Origin of the sequence: Sulfitobacter sp. TBRI5 (assembly GCF_051013555.1) — a bacterium.
GTDB lineage: Bacteria > Pseudomonadota > Alphaproteobacteria > Rhodobacterales > Rhodobacteraceae > JL08.
Genome location: NZ_CP112884.1, coordinates 418333 through 436951, shown reverse-complemented (window position 1 = coordinate 436951; position 18619 = coordinate 418333). Strand labels below are relative to the sequence as shown.

Annotated in this window: 16 protein-coding genes; 7 read left to right on the top strand and 9 right to left on the bottom strand. The window is 58.8% G+C overall.

Annotated features, from left to right (window positions below; all coding sequences use genetic code 11):
* Window positions 1-9: 9 nt before the first annotated feature.
* The 3 genes from OLX72_RS02265 to ettA all read right to left on the bottom strand — a co-directional run bounded on the left by OLX72_RS02265 (window position 10) and on the right by ettA (window position 5316).
* Entirely contained in the window at window positions 10-1260 is a 1251-nt protein-coding gene (locus OLX72_RS02265; protein ID WP_433989695.1) for a sarcosine oxidase subunit beta family protein, read from the bottom strand.
* Between the two features lie 136 nt (window positions 1261-1396).
* On the bottom strand, window positions 1397-2590 hold the full coding sequence (locus OLX72_RS02260) for an acetate/propionate family kinase (protein WP_433989694.1): 1194 nt from the start codon (window positions 2588-2590) through the stop codon (window positions 1397-1399).
* Window positions 2591-3660: 1070 nt separating this feature from the next.
* Window positions 3661-5316, bottom strand: coding sequence for an energy-dependent translational throttle protein EttA (ettA, locus tag OLX72_RS02255; protein ID WP_114872077.1), 1656 nt, complete (start codon window positions 5314-5316; stop codon window positions 3661-3663).
* Between the two features lie 521 nt (window positions 5317-5837).
* On the opposite strand from ettA, the gene OLX72_RS02250 reads away from it, so the two are divergent.
* The 3 genes from OLX72_RS02250 to OLX72_RS02240 all read left to right on the top strand — a co-directional run bounded on the left by OLX72_RS02250 (window position 5838) and on the right by OLX72_RS02240 (window position 8500).
* On the top strand, window positions 5838-6278 hold the full coding sequence (locus OLX72_RS02250) for a universal stress protein (RefSeq protein ID WP_114869050.1): 441 nt from the start codon (window positions 5838-5840) through the stop codon (window positions 6276-6278).
* Window positions 6279-6289: 11 nt separating this feature from the next.
* Window positions 6290-7834, top strand: a complete 1545-nt coding sequence (locus OLX72_RS02245; RefSeq protein ID WP_433989693.1) for an alanine/glycine:cation symporter family protein — start codon at window positions 6290-6292, stop codon at window positions 7832-7834.
* Between the two features lie 72 nt (window positions 7835-7906).
* Window positions 7907-8500: a nicotinate-nucleotide adenylyltransferase gene (locus OLX72_RS02240; protein ID WP_114872078.1), complete on the top strand. Its 594-nt coding sequence runs from the start codon at window positions 7907-7909 to the stop codon at window positions 8498-8500.
* On the opposite strand, the gene OLX72_RS02235 is transcribed toward OLX72_RS02240, so the two are convergent.
* The gene (locus OLX72_RS02235; RefSeq protein ID WP_433989692.1) at window positions 8501-9307 is read right to left on the bottom strand and encodes a DMT family transporter; all 807 of its coding nucleotides are present in this window, start codon (window positions 9305-9307) and stop codon (window positions 8501-8503) included. It lies immediately after the preceding gene.
* A gap of 106 nt (window positions 9308-9413) precedes the next feature.
* Here OLX72_RS02235 and dacB point away from each other — a divergent pair, with 106 nt between their 5' ends.
* Window positions 9414-10904 (top strand): D-alanyl-D-alanine carboxypeptidase/D-alanyl-D-alanine endopeptidase, encoded by a 1491-nt coding sequence (dacB, locus tag OLX72_RS02230; RefSeq protein ID WP_433990425.1) that lies wholly within the window; start codon window positions 9414-9416, stop codon window positions 10902-10904.
* Window positions 10905-10907: 3 nt separating this feature from the next.
* Here the strand turns inward: dacB and OLX72_RS02225 are convergent, their stop codons facing one another.
* Window positions 10908-11642 carry a YgfZ/GcvT domain-containing protein gene (locus OLX72_RS02225; RefSeq protein ID WP_433989691.1) on the bottom strand — a complete coding sequence of 245 codons (735 nt, stop codon included), beginning with the start codon at window positions 11640-11642 and terminating at the stop codon, window positions 10908-10910.
* Window positions 11643-11712: 70 nt separating this feature from the next.
* Here OLX72_RS02225 and OLX72_RS02220 point away from each other — a divergent pair, with 70 nt between their 5' ends.
* Window positions 11713-12390 (top strand): TIGR04283 family arsenosugar biosynthesis glycosyltransferase, encoded by a 678-nt coding sequence (locus OLX72_RS02220; protein WP_433989690.1) that lies wholly within the window; start codon window positions 11713-11715, stop codon window positions 12388-12390.
* A 2-nt stretch (window positions 12391-12392) separates the two neighbouring features.
* On the opposite strand, the gene OLX72_RS02215 is transcribed toward OLX72_RS02220, so the two are convergent.
* Window positions 12393-14246: an ABC transporter ATP-binding protein gene (locus OLX72_RS02215; protein WP_433989689.1), complete on the bottom strand. Its 1854-nt coding sequence runs from the start codon at window positions 14244-14246 to the stop codon at window positions 12393-12395.
* The gene (locus OLX72_RS02210; protein WP_114872081.1) at window positions 14243-14935 is read right to left on the bottom strand and encodes a fused DSP-PTPase phosphatase/NAD kinase-like protein; all 693 of its coding nucleotides are present in this window, start codon (window positions 14933-14935) and stop codon (window positions 14243-14245) included. The genes OLX72_RS02215 and OLX72_RS02210 overlap by 4 nt, the downstream gene beginning before the upstream one ends.
* 142 nt (window positions 14936-15077) lie before the next feature.
* Between OLX72_RS02210 and OLX72_RS02205 the strand changes: the two genes are divergently transcribed.
* Window positions 15078-16295 (top strand): pyridoxal-phosphate-dependent aminotransferase family protein, encoded by a 1218-nt coding sequence (locus OLX72_RS02205; protein WP_433989688.1) that lies wholly within the window; start codon window positions 15078-15080, stop codon window positions 16293-16295.
* Here the strand turns inward: OLX72_RS02205 and OLX72_RS02200 are convergent.
* A complete protein-coding gene (locus OLX72_RS02200) occupies window positions 16280-16483 on the bottom strand; it encodes a histidinol phosphate aminotransferase (RefSeq protein WP_114872082.1) in 204 nt (67 codons plus the stop codon). The two genes, OLX72_RS02205 and OLX72_RS02200, sit on opposite strands and share 16 nt — an antisense overlap.
* 84 nt (window positions 16484-16567) lie before the next feature.
* Window positions 16568-17677: a pyridoxal phosphate-dependent aminotransferase gene (locus OLX72_RS02195; RefSeq protein WP_433989687.1), complete on the bottom strand. Its 1110-nt coding sequence runs from the start codon at window positions 17675-17677 to the stop codon at window positions 16568-16570.
* A gap of 138 nt (window positions 17678-17815) precedes the next feature.
* On the opposite strand from OLX72_RS02195, the gene OLX72_RS02190 reads away from it, so the two are divergent.
* Window positions 17816-18598 carry a crotonase/enoyl-CoA hydratase family protein gene (locus OLX72_RS02190; RefSeq protein ID WP_114872084.1) on the top strand — a complete coding sequence of 261 codons (783 nt, stop codon included), beginning with the start codon at window positions 17816-17818 and terminating at the stop codon, window positions 18596-18598.
* The last annotated feature ends 21 nt before the right edge of the window (window positions 18599-18619 follow it).

The window sequence follows — 18619 nt, the reverse complement described above, 5'->3', positions numbered from 1 at the left end:
CTTTGTCCCTCAGTGCAGATTGGGCTGCGCGCCCATGCTTTTTTCATCAATCATGCGGCCCTTTTCGAACCGGTCAAACCGATAGGCCGTGGCCACGGGGTGGGGTTCATCGCGGGCCAGAAGATGCGCAAAGCACCAGCCTGACGCGGGCGTGGCCTTGAACCCGCCGTAACACCAGCCGCCATTGAAATAGAGACCGCCGATATGAGTGCGGTCAATGATGGGCGATCCGTCCATCGACATATCCATGATCCCGCCCCACATCCGCAGCAATCGCACGCGGCCCAGCATCGGAAACAGCGCCATGCCGCTTTCGACCACGTCTTCGACCACCGGCAGGTTGCCGCGCTGGGCGTAGGAATTGTAGCCGTCGATATCGCCGCCAAACACCAGCCCGCCCTTGTCGGACTGGCTGCAATAGAAATGGCCCGCGCCAAAGGTCACGACCCCCGGCATCACCGGTTTCAATCCTTCGGATACAAAGGCCTGCAACACGTGGCTTTCGATGGGCAGACGCATCCCTGCCTTGGCCATCAGCCGCCCCGATGATCCGGCAACGGCGCAGCCCACTTTGGATGCGCCGATAAAGCCGCGGCTGGTCTCGACACCTTTGCAGATACCGTTTTCGATCCGGAATCCGGTGACTTCGCAATTCTGTATGATGTCCACGCCGCGCGCGTCGGCGCCGCGCGCATAGCCCCACGCGACCGCATCATGGCGAACCGTGCCGCCGCGATGCTGCGCCAACCCGCCCTTGATGGGAAAGCGCGCATTGTCGAAATTCATGAAAGGATAGCGCGCGCGGATCTGGGCCACGCTCAGCAATTCCGCATCCGCCCCGTTCAGCATCATCGCGTTGCCGCGCCGGATGAACGCATCGCGCTGCGCATCGGTGTGGATCAGGTTCAGAATGCCGCGCTGGCTGATCATGGCGTTGAAATTGAAATCCTGTTCCAGCCCTTCCCACAGCTTGAGCGAGAATTCGTAGAACGGCTCGTTTCCATCCAGCAGATAGTTGGACCGGATGATGGTGGTGTTGCGCCCGACATTGCCGCCACCGATCCAGCCTTTTTCAAGCACCGCGATGCGCTTGCCGCCGAACTGTTTGGCCAGATAATAGGCCGTCGCCAGACCGTGCCCGCCGCCGCCGATGATCACGATATCATAATCGGCCTGTGGCGCAGGATCGCGCCACGCGGGCGTCCAGCCTTTGTGGCCGGTCAGCGCCTCTTTGATCACCTTGAAGCCGGAATATCGCATGCGGGGCCTCCTTTGGGCAGCACTGTTGCAACAGACCAGCATCAAAGCCCTGCCGGAAACGGACACGGATCATAAGAATAGCGACAAAAAACGGACTTTCCGCAAAAATCCTCGTGCGTTTCAATATCTGGCGGCGTCAGCCCTTGTCCAGAATGCCGGCCGCGCCCCGCGCAAGGATCAGTTCTTCGTCTGTTGGCAGCATCAGAACCGGAAAGCGACTGTCTTGTGTCGTCAGAACCGGGCCGCCTGCGGCATTGGCATCCCTGTCCAGCGCGATGCCCATCCAAGCCAGCGCATCAACCAGACGGGCGCGCAGGGCGGGAATGTATTTGCCCATGCCACCGGTCAGCACGATCGCATCCACCCCGCCCAATGTGGCCTGCAAGGCCCCGACGTTTCGGGTGAAGTGATAGGTAAAATAGTCAATGGCTTCAGCGGCATGGAGATCGTCGCTGGCCAGCAGATCGTTCATTTCGCCGCTGATGTCGGACACGCCCATCAGGCCGGATTCTTCATACAGCATATCGCGCACTTCGGACGCGCTGTACCCGCGATCCATGATCAGATGCAGCACCACGCCGGGGTCAATCGTGCCGCAGCGCTGACCCATCGGCATGCCGTCCAGCGCCGTCAGGCCCATGGTGGTGGCAATGCTTTGCCCGTCTTTCAGCGCACACAGGCTGACCCCGTGGCCCAGATGCGCGACAATCACGCGCCCGCGAGCCAGATCGGGATAATCGCGTTCCAGCCGGTGGGCGATGTAATCATAGGACAGGCCGTGAAACCCGTAACGCAGAATGCCCGCATCCCCCAGCGCGCGGGGCAGCGCGAACAGTTGCGCCAGACGCGGTTGGGTGCGGTGAAATGCGGTATCGAAACACGCGATCTGCGGCACATCGGGGTAATGGTCGCGCATCCGGCGGATCGGGCGCAGATTGTGGGGCTGGTGGCTGGGCGCCAGCGGTTCCAGCGCCTTGAGATGTGTCATCACATCATCGTCGATGCGCACCGGATGGGCGTAATCTGCGCCGCCATGCACGATCCGGTGCGCAAAAGCGCGGATCGTGTAGGTGCCCGCGATCCCGTCCAGCCGCTCAATCATGTGGCCCAACGCCTCGGGGTGGGCGCGCTCGGGGCTTTGCGGCTCGGGCAGGGTGGTTTCGTCCTGCGTGCCGGCCTGCATATCACGCCGCGTCAGCACCATACGGTCGGGGATACCGCGAATGCCGAAGGTGCCGACCGGTTCGGGATCAGCGCCGGTCAGGCGAAAAACGCCACAGCGCAGGCTGGAGGAACCTGCGTTGAAGGTGATGACGACATCCTGAGTCATGAAATGCCTTATCAGTGAAAGCCTGCGAAATGCGCCGCAAGGTCCGGCGCGCATTGCGACACCCTAGCGCGCGGCGCGCGGCGTGCTTTAATCTGTGTCAAGGCGGGGGGCGCTCCCAAAAAAGAAAGGGCGGTCCGAAGACCGCCCAACGTTACAAGACTAAATCAAGTATCGCCAGCAAGAGAGACATAGTTCCGACTATGTCGGAATACGTCACTCGCCCTTTCAGCCTTTTTAAGTATCTCATTGGATTTTGTCCTTAGAGATGCTCAAGGCCTTGAGCGTTAAAACTCGCTCAGTATTTATATACCGCCCCAATTCCGGCGGTTTGGCATGCTCCTATAGCTACTTGGAGCTTCCGTTCGACGGTCACCCGCTCAGATTATTCACAGCTCCACCGTGAGTTCTGTCGGACCGCCTTAGCCGCTTCCTGCTAAGGAATTGACATAGCACCGCTAAGCGCTTGCACCTTCTGCGTAGGAGTTGCAGTTATCCTTAACAAAGGGCCACGACCCGCCGCACGCCCAATGATGGACTCCGCTACCATCACAACATATAGTGGAAAAAACGACTGAACACAATACATGTTCTTTACTTGGGCCTTTCTTCGATCACTTGGGCTACCGCGAGAACCCAGCGTTCAAATTTGGATTGGCTGTAGCTGTTCTTCCCTATATTTATGACCTTGTAAACCAACTGACAGTTGTTGAGTTCATATCCTAAGCCGGGGCGAATTTGATTGAGGGACGGTTGCCACGGAAATGAATTCTGTCTGTAATACTCCGCCCTTTTTCATTCAATTCCAGGATGTCTGTAAATTTCAATGTTGAAAGTTCACACCTCCCGGATGCACGGTTCCAGATTTGAAGAAAATCGTTCTTTGAAAGATACCCTCGGTTCAAGCGCTTCGCTCGTTTCACAGCAGAACTGTAAGCACTTCGCCCCGAGGCTGGTATATCTTTGAACTGATTGGCAGTTTCAAACAATGAAATCGTCCCCAACCCAACCGAGTGCGCACGCAGGTGCTATGCACCCGCTGCCGCGCACCCGTCCGAAAATCGCTTTGCGATTTATCGAACGAATTTCTTGTGCTTCAACCGCTTCGGCTCCAGTGCATCGGCCCCCAGCCGGCGTTTCTTGTCTTCCTCGTAATCCTCGAAATTGCCTTCGAACCATTCCACGTGGGCATCGCCCTCGAACGCGAGGATATGCGTGCAGATCCGGTCCAGAAAGAACCGGTCGTGGGAAATCACCACGGCGCAGCCGGCGAAATCGACCAGCGCGTCTTCCAGTGCGCGCAGGGTTTCGACGTCAAGATCGTTGGTCGGTTCATCCAGCAGCAGCACGTTGCCGCCTTCTTTCAGCAGGCGCGCCATGTGGACACGGTTGCGTTCCCCGCCTGACAGCAGGCCAACCTTTTTCTGCTGGTCGCCGCCCTTGAAGTTGAAGGACGAACAATAGGCGCGCGAATTGACCTGCGCATCTCCCAGTTCGATAATCTCGGCACCGCCGGTGATCGCCTGCCACACGGTATCATCGGCCTGCAGATCATCGCGCGACTGATCGACATAAGACAGATCAACCGTATCGCCGTATTCGATGGTGCCTGCATCGGGCTTTTCCTGCCCGGTCAGCATCTTGAACAGGGTCGATTTACCCGCACCGTTGGGGCCGATCACCCCGACGATGCCACCGGGGGGCAGCGAAAAATCAAGCCCTTCGATCAACTGCTTGTCGCCCATGTGCTTGGACAGGCCGTTCACCTCGATCACCTTGCTGCCCAGACGCGGGCCGTTGGGGATGACGATCTGTGCGCGGCTCAGTTTTTCGCGTTCGGACTGTTCGGCCAGATCGTTATAGGCGTTGATCCGGGCCTTGGATTTGGCCTGCCGCGCCTTGGCGCCCTGCCGCATCCATTCCAGTTCGCGTTCCAGCGTTTTCTGTTTTGATTTGTCCTCGCGCGCTTCCTGCGCCAGACGCTTGGCCTTTTGTTCCAGCCATGCCGAATAATTGCCCTCGTAGGGGATGCCGCGGCCGCGATCAAGTTCAAGGATCCAGCCGGTGATGTCATCCAGAAAATAACGGTCGTGGGTGACGATCAGGATGGTGCCCTTGTAATCGATCAGGTGCTGTTGCAACCAGGCGATGGTTTCCGCATCCAGATGGTTGGTCGGCTCATCCAGCAGCAGCATGTCGGGCGCTTCAAGCAGCAGCTTGCACAGTGCGACACGGCGTTTTTCACCGCCTGACAGGGTGGCAATCTCGGCCTCGTCCGGCGGGCAGCGCAGCGCCTCCATGCTGACATCGATCTGGCTGTCCAGATCCCACAGGTTCTCGGCGTCGATCTTGTCCTGCAACTCGGCCATCTCGTCGGCGGTTTCATCGGAATAGTTCATCGCCAGTTCGTTGTAGCGATCCAGAATGGCCTTTTTGTCGGCCACGCCCAGCATCACATTGCCGCGCACATCAAGGGTTTCGTCCAGTTTCGGTTCCTGTGGCAGATAGCCGACATGCGCGCCCTTGGCGGCCCACGCCTCGCCCTGAAAATCCTTGTCCAGACCGGCCATGATCCGCATCAGGGTCGATTTGCCCGATCCGTTGACGCCGACAACGCCGATTTTCACGCCCGGCAAAAAGCTGAGATGGATGTTTTCAAAGCATTTCTTGCCACCGGGATAGGTTTTGGACACCCCTTCCATGTGATAGACGTATTGATAGGCGGCCATGTGCATGCTCCTTGGACAGATCGTGTTCAGATGGCTAGATAGCGATGCAAGGCACAAGGGGCAATGCGGGCAATGAACAGCCTGACAGATTTGATCCTGTGGCACAGGCCAAAGCGGCGGTTTGACCGACAGCGGCCATTGCGCGACAGGCGGGCGCGCGCTGAAAACGATTGACCGATTGTTTTTTTTGCATAATTTGTGGGCAGATATGACCGTAAATGCCGCCTTTTTGGGTGGAGTCTGGCAGCAGCATCTGCGCCACATGTGCCTGTATTTTCGGAAAATATACTGAGTTTCGGAAGATATGAGGTATTTTAGACTGAATTTTCGTCAAAAAACAGTCGAATGATCTTCGCTGTGCCCACATATCGGGCGATAAGACTTTTACCAAACTGTTACACTGCAACACGGGTTGTCTGAACGCTGACAGCCTGTCGTTCCGGTTGTGGGCGTGTTGCCGATCCGGACGCAATCAAGCGGGGGCCAATAAATCCCGCAAAAAAACAGGAGAGGGACTTCTCATGTCAAAAACAACACTCGTGGTCGGGCTTGATGGCTCGCCCGCAGGGGAAAAGGCGCTGGCGTTTGCCAAACGACAGGCCAAGCGGATGGGCGATTGCACGATAGCGCTGTGCTACGTGATCGAATGGTCGCCGTTTACCTTCCAGACACCAGAGGAAAACGAACAACGTCACAAGCGCCGCGAAGAGGAATTGAAGCTGGCGCATGATCGCGTGCTGGATCCTGCCCTGGCGTCCGCAAAACAGGACGGCCATACCGCGACCGGAGTCGTGCGCCACGGCGATGCCGCCGAAATACTGGACGATCTCGCCAAGGAACTGGGTGCGGAACAGATCATCGTGGGCCGTGTCGGCGCGCGGGGTCTGAAAGACCGCATGTTCGGCAGTGTCAGCGGGCGTCTTGTCGCAAGTGCGGCAGTTCCCGTCACGATTATCCCCTGAGAGGATTTCACATGAAATATTCAATTCCAACGCTTGCCACTGCGGCAGCCCTGTTTCCCGGGGTGACGCTGGCACAGGACGCCATAAGTTTCGATGCGCGCGTGAACGAAATTTTCGCAAATTCGACAGGCTGGTTCGTCAATCTGATCTTCGCGCCACTTCCGGGCACGGCCTTTCCCTGGATCGTGCTGTGGCTGGTCGTGGGTGCAACAGTGTTCACCATCTATTTCGGGTTTATCCAGCTGCGCGCGTTTTCCCATGCGATAAGCCTGGTAAAGGGCGATTATTCAGATCCCAACGACGCGGGTGAGGTCAGCCACTTTCAGGCTCTGGCAACGGCGTTGTCCGGCACGGTCGGTCTGGGTAACATCGCCGGTGTTGCTGTGGCTGTCGGTATCGGCGGGCCGGGGGCCACGTTCTGGATGATCCTTGCGGGCCTTATGGGTATGGCCTCGAAATTCACCGAATGTACGCTGGGTGTGAAATACCGGAATGAATATCCCGACGGCACAGTGTCCGGCGGACCAATGTACTATATGACCAAAGGGTTCGACGAACGGGGGTATCGCGGTGGCAAGATCATGGCCGTGCTTTTCGCGATCTTTTGTATCGGCGGGGCATTTGGCGGTGGCAACATGTTCCAGGCCAATCAGGCGCATGCGCAGATCTCGGGCATCGTCGGCGACTATCCGGGATGGATCACCGGTATCATTTTTGCCCTTGTCGTGTTCGCCGTCATCGTTGGCGGGATCAAATCCATCGCGCGTGTCACCGAAAAAGTCGTTCCCTTCATGGGGCTGCTTTATGTGGGCACGGCACTTGTGATCCTGTTGATGAACTATGACATGATCGGCTGGGCATTTGGCCAGATCTTTGCCGGTGCATTTACCGGACTTGGTGTCGCGGGCGGTTTTGTCGGTGCTTTGATCCAAGGCTTTAAACGGGCGGCGTTCTCGAACGAAGCGGGTGTCGGCTCTGCAGCCATCGCCCACTCGGCCGTTCGGACAAAAGAGCCGATTACCGAAGGTGTCGTTTCCTTGTTGGAACCGTTCATCGATACGGTGGTGATCTGTACAATGACAGCGCTGGTGATCACGATTTCCGGGGTTCAGATGATTGATCCGGAAACCGGCCTGTTCATTCTGGGCGAAGACGGCAAGATCATGACAGAAGGTGGTGTTCAGGGCGTGCAGCTGACCTCGGCAGCGTTTGCAAGCGGGCTAAGCTGGTTCCCCTATGTTCTGGCCATCGCGGTTGTGCTCTTTGCCTTCTCGACCATGATTTCCTGGTCTTATTACGGGTTGAAGGCGTGGACCTATCTGTTCGGAGAGGGCAAGACAAATGAACTGATCTTCAAGTTGCTGTTCTGCTTCTTTGTGGTGGTAGGCGCGGCAGCCCAGCTGGGCGCTGTCATCGACTTCTCGGATGCGATGATCTTTGCCATGGCGGTTGTGAACATCACGGCGCTTTACCTGCTGATGCCGATCGTCAAGCGCGAGATGAGCAGCTATTTCGATCGCCTGAAAACCGGAGAGATCAAACGCCACAAGGCCTAGGCCAAAGCGTTTTGATTGACAATTGATGCAAGGCATCCTTCAACGGCCCCTGACACAGTGTCGGGGGCCGTTTTGAATTCGGAGTTTCCAAAAGCAGCGCGCGGCCAGAGTGTTGGCCTGTTGGGCGGGTCGTTTGATCCGCCGCATCACGGTCATGTCCACATCACAACCGAAGCGTTGAAACGCTTTGGACTGGATCGGGTATGGTGGCTGGTGACGCCGGGAAATCCACTTAAACCGCAGGGGCCGGCACCACTCTCGCAACGGATGCAGCAGGCGCGCGCGATGATGCAGCATCCCCGTGTGACAGTTACCGATATAGAGGCACGGCTGGGAACGCGGTACACGGCACAAACACTGGCAACGTTGCGCAGACACTATCCCGGGGTGAATTTTGTCTGGCTCATGGGCGCTGACAATCTGGCGCAGTTTCACAAATGGCAGGACTGGCGAAAAATCATGATGTCGGTCCCGGTCGGCGTACTGGCCCGCCCCGGTGACCGGATTTCGGCGCGGATGTCGCCCGCCGCCCGCCTTTTTGCGCCCTATCGCATTTCGGGGCGTGCATCGCATCTTCTGGCACGGTCCGCACCGCCGGCGTTGTGTTTTGTCAACGTTCCTATGGTCGATATGTCCTCAAGCGCACTGCGGGCGGCGCAACGCTGATCAGCGGCGCAACAGCGCCGATGTGATCCCGGACCCGATGACCAGAACCAGACCGGCCCATGTCAGCGTATCGGGCAGGTCCGAAAACACGGCCCAGCCCAGTGCGGTCGCCGCCAGCAACTGAAAATAGACCAGCGGCGCCAGTTGCGTTGCCGGTGCCAAGCGATAGGCAAACAGCAACAATAGATTGCCGAGCATGGAAAAAAGACCACTCGCGAGGGTCAGTGACGCGACCGGCATTCCAAGCTGCGGGAATTGCAGCAGGCCCAGCGGGGCTAGAAGCGTTGCACTGATCGCCAGTTGCGTAAACACCAGTGATACAGGTGCTGCCAGCCCCGACAACCAACGCGATGTGGTCAGAAACGCGCCGTAGCACAGGCCCGCAAGAACCGCGAACGCCAGACCGCCGGAACCGCCAAACCCGGGGCGCACCACCAGTAGAACACCGGCAAAGCCCAAAAGGATCAAAGCGGTCCGCTGCCACGTGACCGGTTCCCGCAGGAAAATCACCGACAGAACATAGCTGAAGATCGGGCCGATGAAGAAGGCGGCAAACACATCCGCAATCGGTTCGGATCGCAAGGCAAACTGGATCGACGTGATGCCAACCGTCAGAAACATGGCCCGCATCCAGATGCGCCAGTTCGCAAACAGGGCCCATGTGGCCGTTGGCGCAAAGGGCAGGATGGCCAGTGCCCCGATCAGGAACCGTGACCATGCCACAAAAAACGGTGAAGCCCCGTACTGGCCGATCAACAGCTTGGCCGCTGTATCCCCTGCCGGAATAAGTGACATTGCCACAAACATGATAAAAACGGCCTGACCCATGGCGCGGGGCTATCACGGGATTTGCGCGATCAAAAGTGATCATATGCGTCTTGTCTGTTCAACCGGCCTGCGGTTTATTGCGGCTATGAAAAACACGTTTACCCGAAGGGTCTTTTTGGGCGGTTTGGCGTCCGGTGTGGCAACGGCGGTCTGGGCCGAAGCGCCTGCGGTTTCGTTGCGCCCACAATTGCGCGGCGCCGGGTTTCACAAACGCACCGCACCGGCGGCCAAGGCATTGCTGGACGCATCGGGCGTGCGCGGCGAGGTTGGATTTCTGGTGGCGGATGCCGACAGCGGATTGCGGCTGGAAGGGCACAACGCCGCAACAGGCATACCTCCCGCCAGCGTGGCCAAGGCGATCACAGCACTTTACGCGCTGGATGTTCTTGGGCCGGAACACCGGTTCCAAACCCGGCTTATGACGGCTGGCAAGATCGAAAACGGTATTTTGCAGGGCGATCTGGTGCTGGCAGGCGGCGCCGATCCGACGCTGGATACCAACGCGCTGGCGGAAATGGCGCAGGGCCTGAAAGACAGCGGCGTGCGCGAGGTGCGCGGTGATTTTCTGGTCTATGATGGCGCATTGCCTTTTGTCAGCAGCATTGACCCCGACCAGCCGGATCACGTGGGCTACAGCCCGGCCGTTTCTGGCATTGCGCTGAATTTCAACAGGGTTCATTTCGAATGGCGGCGCGGGTCGAACGGTTACGGCGTGACGATGGATGCCCGGTCCGACAAATACCGGCCCGATGTCACCGTGGCGCGGATGCAGGTCGCCGACAGATCAACCCCGATTTATACCTACGCCACGACAGGTGTGCAGGATCAGTGGACCGTTGCCAAAGGTGCCTTGGGCAAGAGCGGCGCGCGATGGTTGCCGGTGCGCAAGCCGGCGCTTTACGCGGGCGATGTGTTTCGCACGCTGGCGCGGGCGCACGGTGTGCAGTTGAAGGCGGCCGTCACGGTGCAGGACGCACCGGCAGGCCGTGTTCTTGTTACCCATTCCAGCGAACCGCTGACAGATATACTACGCGATATGCTGAAATATTCGACAAATCTGACGGCGGAGATGGTCGGCATGGCCACATCGGCGGTGCGCGCGGGGCAGATCACGTCGCTGCGGGCGTCGGCGCGGGAAATGAACCTGTGGGCGCAATCTTCCATGGGGCTGACCGACATAGATCTTGTAGATCATTCGGGCCTTGGCGGCGCATCCAGCATCTCCGCTGCCGATATGGTGCAGGCGCTGGCCCATCCCAAATCCCGGCAGGGATTGCGCCCCCTACTGAAAACGATCGGAATGCGCGACAGCAAGGGACGGATCGACAAAAACCATCCCATCAAGGTCAGCGCGAAAACCGGCACCCTGAATTTTGTTTCCGGATTGGCGGGCTACATGACGGCGCAGGACGGCACCGAACTGGTGTTTGCGATCTTTGCTGCCGATGAACAGACCCGCAACAAGATCAAGCGCGCAGATCGCGAACGCCCCGAAGGCGCACGCCCCTGGAACCGTCGCGCAAAGACGTTGCAGCAAAACCTGATCGAGCGTTGGGGGCTGGTCTACGGATCGTAACGTTCAAAGCCGCAGAATGCGCGCTGTCCCTGCCTGCATTTCGCCCTGTGCGCGGTCAAAGCGAAGATATGCGATCCCGGCGCCATCTGATTGGGTGAACAGCGTTCCAACGGGTTTGCCGCCTGCCATGATTTCGGTGCCGACCGGAACCGGTGCACTTACACTGACACGGGCCAGCCCCTTGCGCAGTTCGGTTTTGTGTTTCATGCGCGCCGTCACTTCCTGACCGACGTAACAGCCCTTTTTGAAATCCACGCCGTGCAGCGCTTCAAAACCGGCCTCGAGAATAAAGGTGTCCGGCCCCAGCTCGATACCGGTTTCGGGGATGCAATGCGCCACGCGGATGGCATCCCAATCTGTGCCATCATCTGATTCCTCTTCGGTCGAATAGCGGCGCCAGCCCAGATCAGGGTGACGCGGGTCTGCAAGGGCGCCGGTTGGGGCAGGCCCGGTGCCGCGTTGCGCATTCAGGCCGGTTTTTTCGATTTCGACCTTGGCGCGCAAGCGGTACATGTTCAGCCGTTTTTCCAGCATGTCGCCCAGGGACGCCGCAACATCGACCAGAACGGTATCGCCCTGCCGGGTCACGAAAAAGTCGGCCAGATATTTGCCTTGCGGCGTCAGAATCGCGGTATAGACAAGCCGGTCGTCGATGTCTGACACATCGTTGGTGGTCAGCCCCTGAAGAAAGTGATCGGTGTCGAGCCCTGTCAGGGCAAGGATGTGGCGCGTCGGCATTCGTGGCTTTCCTTTGATATCGCCGAACACATATAGGGTGCATTGTGGCCAAGAACAAAGGATCAGACAGGTGCGCGCCCCGATTTCTGTGATCATTCTGACACTGGATGTCGAAGATGTGCTTCCCGCGTGTCTGGCTGGCCTGATGGAAGGCGTGCAGGCTGGATTGATCCGCGAATTGATCGTGTCCGATGGCGGATCAAAAGATGCGACCTGTGCGCTGGCGCGCTCGGCCGGGGCCGAAGTGATCACAGGGGCAGCATCGCGCGGTGCGCAATTGCGCCGGGGCTGCGCGCAGGCGCAGGGCGACTGGTTGATGGTGTTACACGCCGATACGGTTTTGCAGGCCGGGTGGAGCGATGTGGCGCAGGCGCATCTGGCCAGCGAACAGGCGGGTTATTTCAAGCTGCGCTTTGATGTACGCGGCCCGATGGCGGCGTGGGTGGCGGCATGGGCAAATCTGCGGTCGCGTTTGTTTGATCTGCCCTACGGGGATCAGGGGTTGTTGATACCCCGCGCGATGTATGATGCCGCGGGCGGGTACCCCGACCAGCCGCTGATGGAAGACGTTGCGCTGGCGCGGGCCTTGTCCGGTCGAATGCAGATGCTGGCGGCAGTGGCCGTTACCAGTGCGGCCCGGTATCAGGCCCAAGGCTGGCTGCGGCGTGGCGCGCGCAATTTATGGACGCTGCTGCGCTATCGCCTTGGCGCAGACCCCGCAAAACTGGCCGCAGCCTATCGCCGTTAGGTTCAGGCGAACAACTGCCGCAGCTTTCCAATCCAGTTTTCCTGCGCTTTCGGCGTTTCGGTACTTTTTACCGTCAGAGTCGTGGCTCCGGGGTGTTCGCTGACGGTTTTCCCATCTTTGTATTGCAGGCGGTAAAGATCGGCATAGATGCCCCCGCGCGACAGCAGTTCTTGGTGGGTTCCCGCATCCACGACGTGCCCGCGATCCATCACGATGATCTTGTCCGCGTTGATCACGGTACTAAGCCGGTGGGCGATCACCAAAGTGGTCCGCCCGTCCGACAACCGGTCAAGCGCGGCTTGAACCACCGCTTCCGATTGGGCATCCAGCGCGCTGGTTGCTTCGTCCAGCAGCAGTATCGGCGTATCGCGCAACAGGGCGCGGGCGATCACGACACGCTGTCGTTGTCCGCCCGAAAGTGCAGACCCGCGCGGGCCCACATGGGTGTCCAGACCATTGGGCAGTTTGTCCAGGAAATCGGACACATGAGCGGCATCAAGCACTTTCTTCAGATGCGCGTCGCTGACATCGGTGCGCCCCAGCAAGATGTTTTCGCGCAAACTGTCGTCAAATAGCAGCGCCTCTTGGCTGACGACGGAAAACAGACTGCGCAAGTCCTGCATTTTCATCGATTTGACAGAGACACCACCGATCAGCACATCGCCGTTTTGTGGATCGACCAGCCGTGTCAGCAGATTGAAAATGGTCGACTTGCCGGCACCTGATGCCCCGACAAGGGCGGTTGTCTTGCCGGCTTCGGCTGTCATCGACAGGCTGTGCAGCACCTGTGTGTCGCCATAGGACAAATCAGCTTTGGTTATTTTGATGCCCGGTGTGCCGGTGGGGGCGGCCACCGGACGGGCCGGTGATTTCAGGCGCAGCGGTGAATCGATCAGTTCCTTTATCCGTTCGATCGCGGCCGCCGCAACCTGCCAAAGCCCGCTGATGGCCCCCAGACGGCGGATCGGATCAAAGGCAAGGCCCATGGCCGTGAAAAAGGTCATGAACTGGCCCACGGTCTTTTCGCCGGAAATAATTTCGGAACCGCCAAAGACCATCACGGCCAGAAACCCGACGCCGGCCATGATATCCACCATGCCGGGAATTGCGGCGCTGCCAAAGGCGGCGCGCACTTCGGTATCGATAAAACGCCCTGTCAGATCACGGTACTTCCGCGTCTGATAGGCTTCCAATGCGTTCAGTTTGATCGGCACGATACCGTGAAACACCTCGTCCAGACGTGTGGACAGGGTTGCGCCCAGATCACGGGCCTGTCGCGCCTGCGCGCGTACATATTTTTGGGCCAAAGCGGCAGGCGCGATCAGCAGGGGCGTGCCGATACAGGCCATGATGGCCCATTTCCAGTCAACGCTGATGGCAACCCCCATCAGAACGATCAGTGCCACCACATCCCGCCCGGCCCCTGTAATGATGGCGCGCCACACATCGTTAACGGCGTTCACGTCTGACTGCACCCGTTGGATCAGGTAACCGGGCGGGTGTGTCTGGTGAAAGGCGCCATCCTGTTTCATCATGTGGTTCAACAGATCAACCCGGATATCCGCCGCGGTCAGTTGTGCAACGCGGGTCAGCAGGACCTTTTGCACCAGACCGGCGATCGCACGGATCGAAAAAATCACTAGAATGGCAACTCCGACCCACCACAACGCGCCGGAATTTCCACCAATAAAGACCTGATCGAACATTGGTTGCAGCATGTAGCTGATGGCCCCGAGGGTGGAGCCTTCCAGAAACATGAACACGACGGCAACCAACAAAATCGGCCAGTGTTTGCGCAGATAATCGCGCCAGATCCAGCCCAACAGGTGCTTGGACGAATAGGACGGATCGCTCATCTTGGGAACGCCTTTCTGCGCCGGTCGAAAGACGCCTGGATTTCATCAGGATCATAGGCGGTTTCGACCCAGTCTTCAAAGGGGATCGGATTTGCCGCATTTGCGGCCTCGTACCGATCCAGAATGTGATCCAGAACACCGGTCCTGGTCCATTTGAAGTGAATAAAGCGAAGACCGAACTGTTTGCGGGCCTCGGCCACGCTGGCCCCGCAGAATACAAGCAGATAGATCGCAGCCGCCAGAGACGACCTGTCTGCGCCGGATTTGCAGTGCATCAGATAGGGTTTGGGTGTGTCGCGGAAAATCCGGATCAGCGACAAAATGCTTTCTCGGCTTGGCGCGCTGCGGGCGGTCATTTCATTGTCGATCAGGGTCAGGCCCAGATCGCGGCAGGCTTCGGCCTCGAACGCGTAATGCGGCGTATGCGATGCTCCGCGCAGATTGATGATGGTTTTAATTCCGCGCGCCGCATATTTCTCCAGCCGCCGCCGGTCCGGATGGTTGGCCCGAAATACGCCCGGCGCGACAGTGGCGAAATTCGACCAGAGCAGGCGCAGACTGGCGTGATCGTGAAGCTGGAAATGCAGCAGAGCCCGCCGCCGGTTGGCCGGAACGGTCAAATCCTCCATCGCGGACTGGCGCAGCTGGTGCTTGGCCTTGGTCAGATGGGCACGGGCCCTGCTGATCATACCCGCTCCGTCTTTGTCTGGACCTGCGTTTTTCATTCGCGTGCTTCTAATGCGGGGGATGTGCCTGCGCAAGACAAAGCGGGATGTTGACGCCGCGTAGTGCTGCGCTAAGCTGGCGCAAAACACCAAGGATTTCACACACATGGCCAAGACACCCAACCTGTCGCACGGGCGTGACTATCTTGCCATTCCGGGCCCTTCCGTGATTCCGGATGCCGTATTGCGGGCCATGCATCGATCTTCGCCCAATATTTACGAGGGCGAATTGATCGATCTGACAGCGACTCTGATCCCTGATCTGAAGGCTGTCGCGCGCACGGATCATTCGGTTGCGATCTATATCGGCAACGGTCACGCCGCCTGGGAGGCCGCACTGGTCAACACATTGCAAGAAGGTGACAAGGTGCTGGTGCCGTCCTCGGGGCAGTTTGCGCACAGTTGGGCCAACATGGCCGCCGCCCTTGGTATAGACTGCGAGATACTGGAATTCGGCAAGCAATCGCCGTTTGACATTGACCGTATAAGCGAAGTTCTGGCGCAAGACACCGCGCACAAGATCAAGGCGGTGCTGGCGGTGCATGTGGATACATCCACCGGTATCCGAAACGATCCCGCAGCCATCAGGGCCGCACTGGATGCGCTGGATCATCCTGCCTTGCTGATGGCGGATTGCATCGCATCGTTGGGCTGTGACCTGTTCGAAATGGATGACTGGGGCGTCGATATAATGGTTGCGGCCTGCCAGAAAGGGCTGATGACACCGGCGGGTTTGGGGTTTGTGTTTTTCAATGACAGGGCCAAAAGGGCACGCGCCAGTCTGAAACGCGTCAGCAATTACTGGGATTGGACCCCGCGCGCCGATCCGGAATTCTATTATCAGTATTTTGGTGGCACGGCCCCCACACACCATCTTTATGGTCTGCGCGCCGCGCTGGACATGATCGGCAACGAGGGGCTGGAAAACGTGTGGGACCGCCACGCGATTCTGGCGCACGCGGTTTGGGCCGCCTTTGATGCATGGGGGCGCGAGGGATCGCTTAGAATGAATGCGGCCGATCCGGCGTATCGCAGCCATGCGGTCACGGCCCTCCGGATTGACCCGCCTTACGGAACGAAGCTGCGCGCCTGGGCACAAAAAGAAATCGGGCTGACGCTGGGCATGGGCCTGGGAATGGCGCCATCGGGTGATCGGGCATGGCACGGATTTTTCCGGCTGGGCCATATGGGGCACGTGAACGGCCACATGATTCTGGGTGCGCTGGGCGGTATTCAGGCAGGTCTGCGGGCCTTGAAAATTCCCCACGGAAGCGGCGCACTGGATGCTGCGGCAGATGTTATCGCCGGTCAGCGCGGGCCGTAATACTGCGCTCTGGCCAGTTTCAGATCAAGCCGTGTGATCAGGTGGTTCAGCGCGGCAGCCAGAACCAGAACCACCGGCAGGCCGTAAATGGCCCAAAGCGCGCCGAATATCCATAACAGGTTGATCAATCCCATGATCAGGCAGGTGGATTTGTAATCTGCCACCGGTTTGCTGTGGTTTTCATGCATTGTCATCTCACTCGTCAGTTTGTCACACCAATTCGTCATACGGATCCAACCCTACCGGATGGAGCGTGAACATACCGTAAACATCTAATCGCTCCGGGCATGGTCAAGCGCCTTGGGCAAGGCGGCGGCAAATAGGTCAATATCTGCCTTTTGTCCGCAACTGATGCGGATGCATCTGTTTTGTGGTTCGGCAAAAGGCATACGCACAAAGATGTCCTGTGCGATCAGACCGTCAAGCACGGCCTTGGCAAAAATCCCGTCGGCACCGCAATCGATCGTGACGAAATTGGTGGCGGAAGTTAGTGTTTTCAGACCGTTATCGGCGGCAATCTTGCCAATGCGCGCACGTGCTGTTTCAATTTCGGATGTCACCTGCGCCAGCCATGCCTGATCCGCCAGGGCGGCCAGCGCACCGGCCTGAGATATCCTGTTCATGCCGAAATGGTTTCTGATCTTGTCAAATGAACGGATCAGATCAGGCGCGCCAATCGCATAGCCAACCCGTGCACCGGCCATGCCGTAGCCTTTTGAAAACGTGCGCATCGTGATGACGCGGGGATCATGAGGATCAACCTGCGCCGCAACACCGGCGGGGGCACATTCCACATAGGCCTCGTCCAGCACCAGAATGCATCCCTGCGGCAGGCTGTCGAGAGCGGCACGGATATCCGCGCCGCTGTACCATGTGCCCATCGGATTATCGGGATTGGCAAAATAGATCAGTTTCGCATCGACATCATGCGCGCGGGCAATCAGGGCGGCCAGATCTTCGTGATCGTCGCGATAGGGCACCTTGTGCAGCACACCGCCAAACCCCGCGACGTGATAATTGAAGGTGGGATAGGCCCCGTCAGACGTAACCACACAATCGCCCGGTTCGATCATCAGGCGGGCCAGATAGCCCAGCAGGCCGTCAATGCCTTCGCCGACAACGATATTATCCATGCGCGTGCCGTGAAATGCTGCCAGTGCCGCGCGCAAGTCATAGCTTTCCGGATCGCCGTACATCCACACATCGGGTACGGCCTCCTGCATTGCCTTTATGGCCAGTGGCGATGGGCCAAAGACACATTCATTGGCCCCCAGACGGGCGGCAAACGGTGTCTTGCGCGCACGTTCCTGAGTTTCCGGCCCGACAAAGGGAACCGATGCCGGCAGCGATTGGGCAAGTCTGGTATAGCGGGTATGGCTCATGCGCCAGATTAAGCGCAGCGCGCGCACAGGTTCAAGCGGTAGCTGCGCACCAGACCCGGCATTTATTGCCCCAACGTCTGACTGGATTTTATCGCGGCAATCGGCTGTGATGCCGCGACCCATTGAAGGATGATGAAAATGAGCCGTGTTGCTGTCACCTATTCTGATCATATCGCCCATGTGCGCCTGTCGCGCGCGGACAAGCGAAACGCGATGGACATTGAAATGATGGAAGCCATCGTCGCGGCAGGGCAGGAGGTTGCAGCCTCGGATGCGCGCGCGGTTGTACTGTCGGGCGACGGGGCCGCGTTTTGCGCCGGTCTGGATATCAGCAGCTTTGCGGCCATGGCGCAGATGGATATGGATGCAACCGTCATGGCGCGCACCCATGGCGACACAAACCTGTTTCAGGAAGTGGCAATGATCTGGCGCAAGGTGCCGGTGCCGGTGATCGCCGCACTGCATGGTGCCGTTTATGGCGCAGGGTTCCAGCTGGCGCTGGGCGCGGATATCCGGATTGCGGCACCGGCTACATCCCTTGCCGTGATGGAAATGAAATGGGGCCTGATCCCTGATATGGGGGGGATGGTGCTGCTGCCCCGGCTGACGCGCAGCGATGTGATCCGCAAGCTGACCTATACCGCCGCGCCGGTAAGCGCCGAACAGGCGCTGGCCTGGGGGCTGGTGACGGAAATCGCCGATGATCCGGTGCAGGCGGCGCAGGATCTGGCGGCCGAGATTGCGGGCAAAAGCCCGTCTGCCATCCGCACGGCCAAGGCGCTGATCACATCCGGTGAAACACTGGATGATGCAGCCCTGTTGCTGGAAGAAAGCCGCGTGCAGATCAACCTGATCGGCAAACCGGATCAGATGGAAGTGATCGCCGCCCAGATGCAAGGGCGAGCGCCGGTTTTTAAATAGGCATACTGGACGGCATCAGCG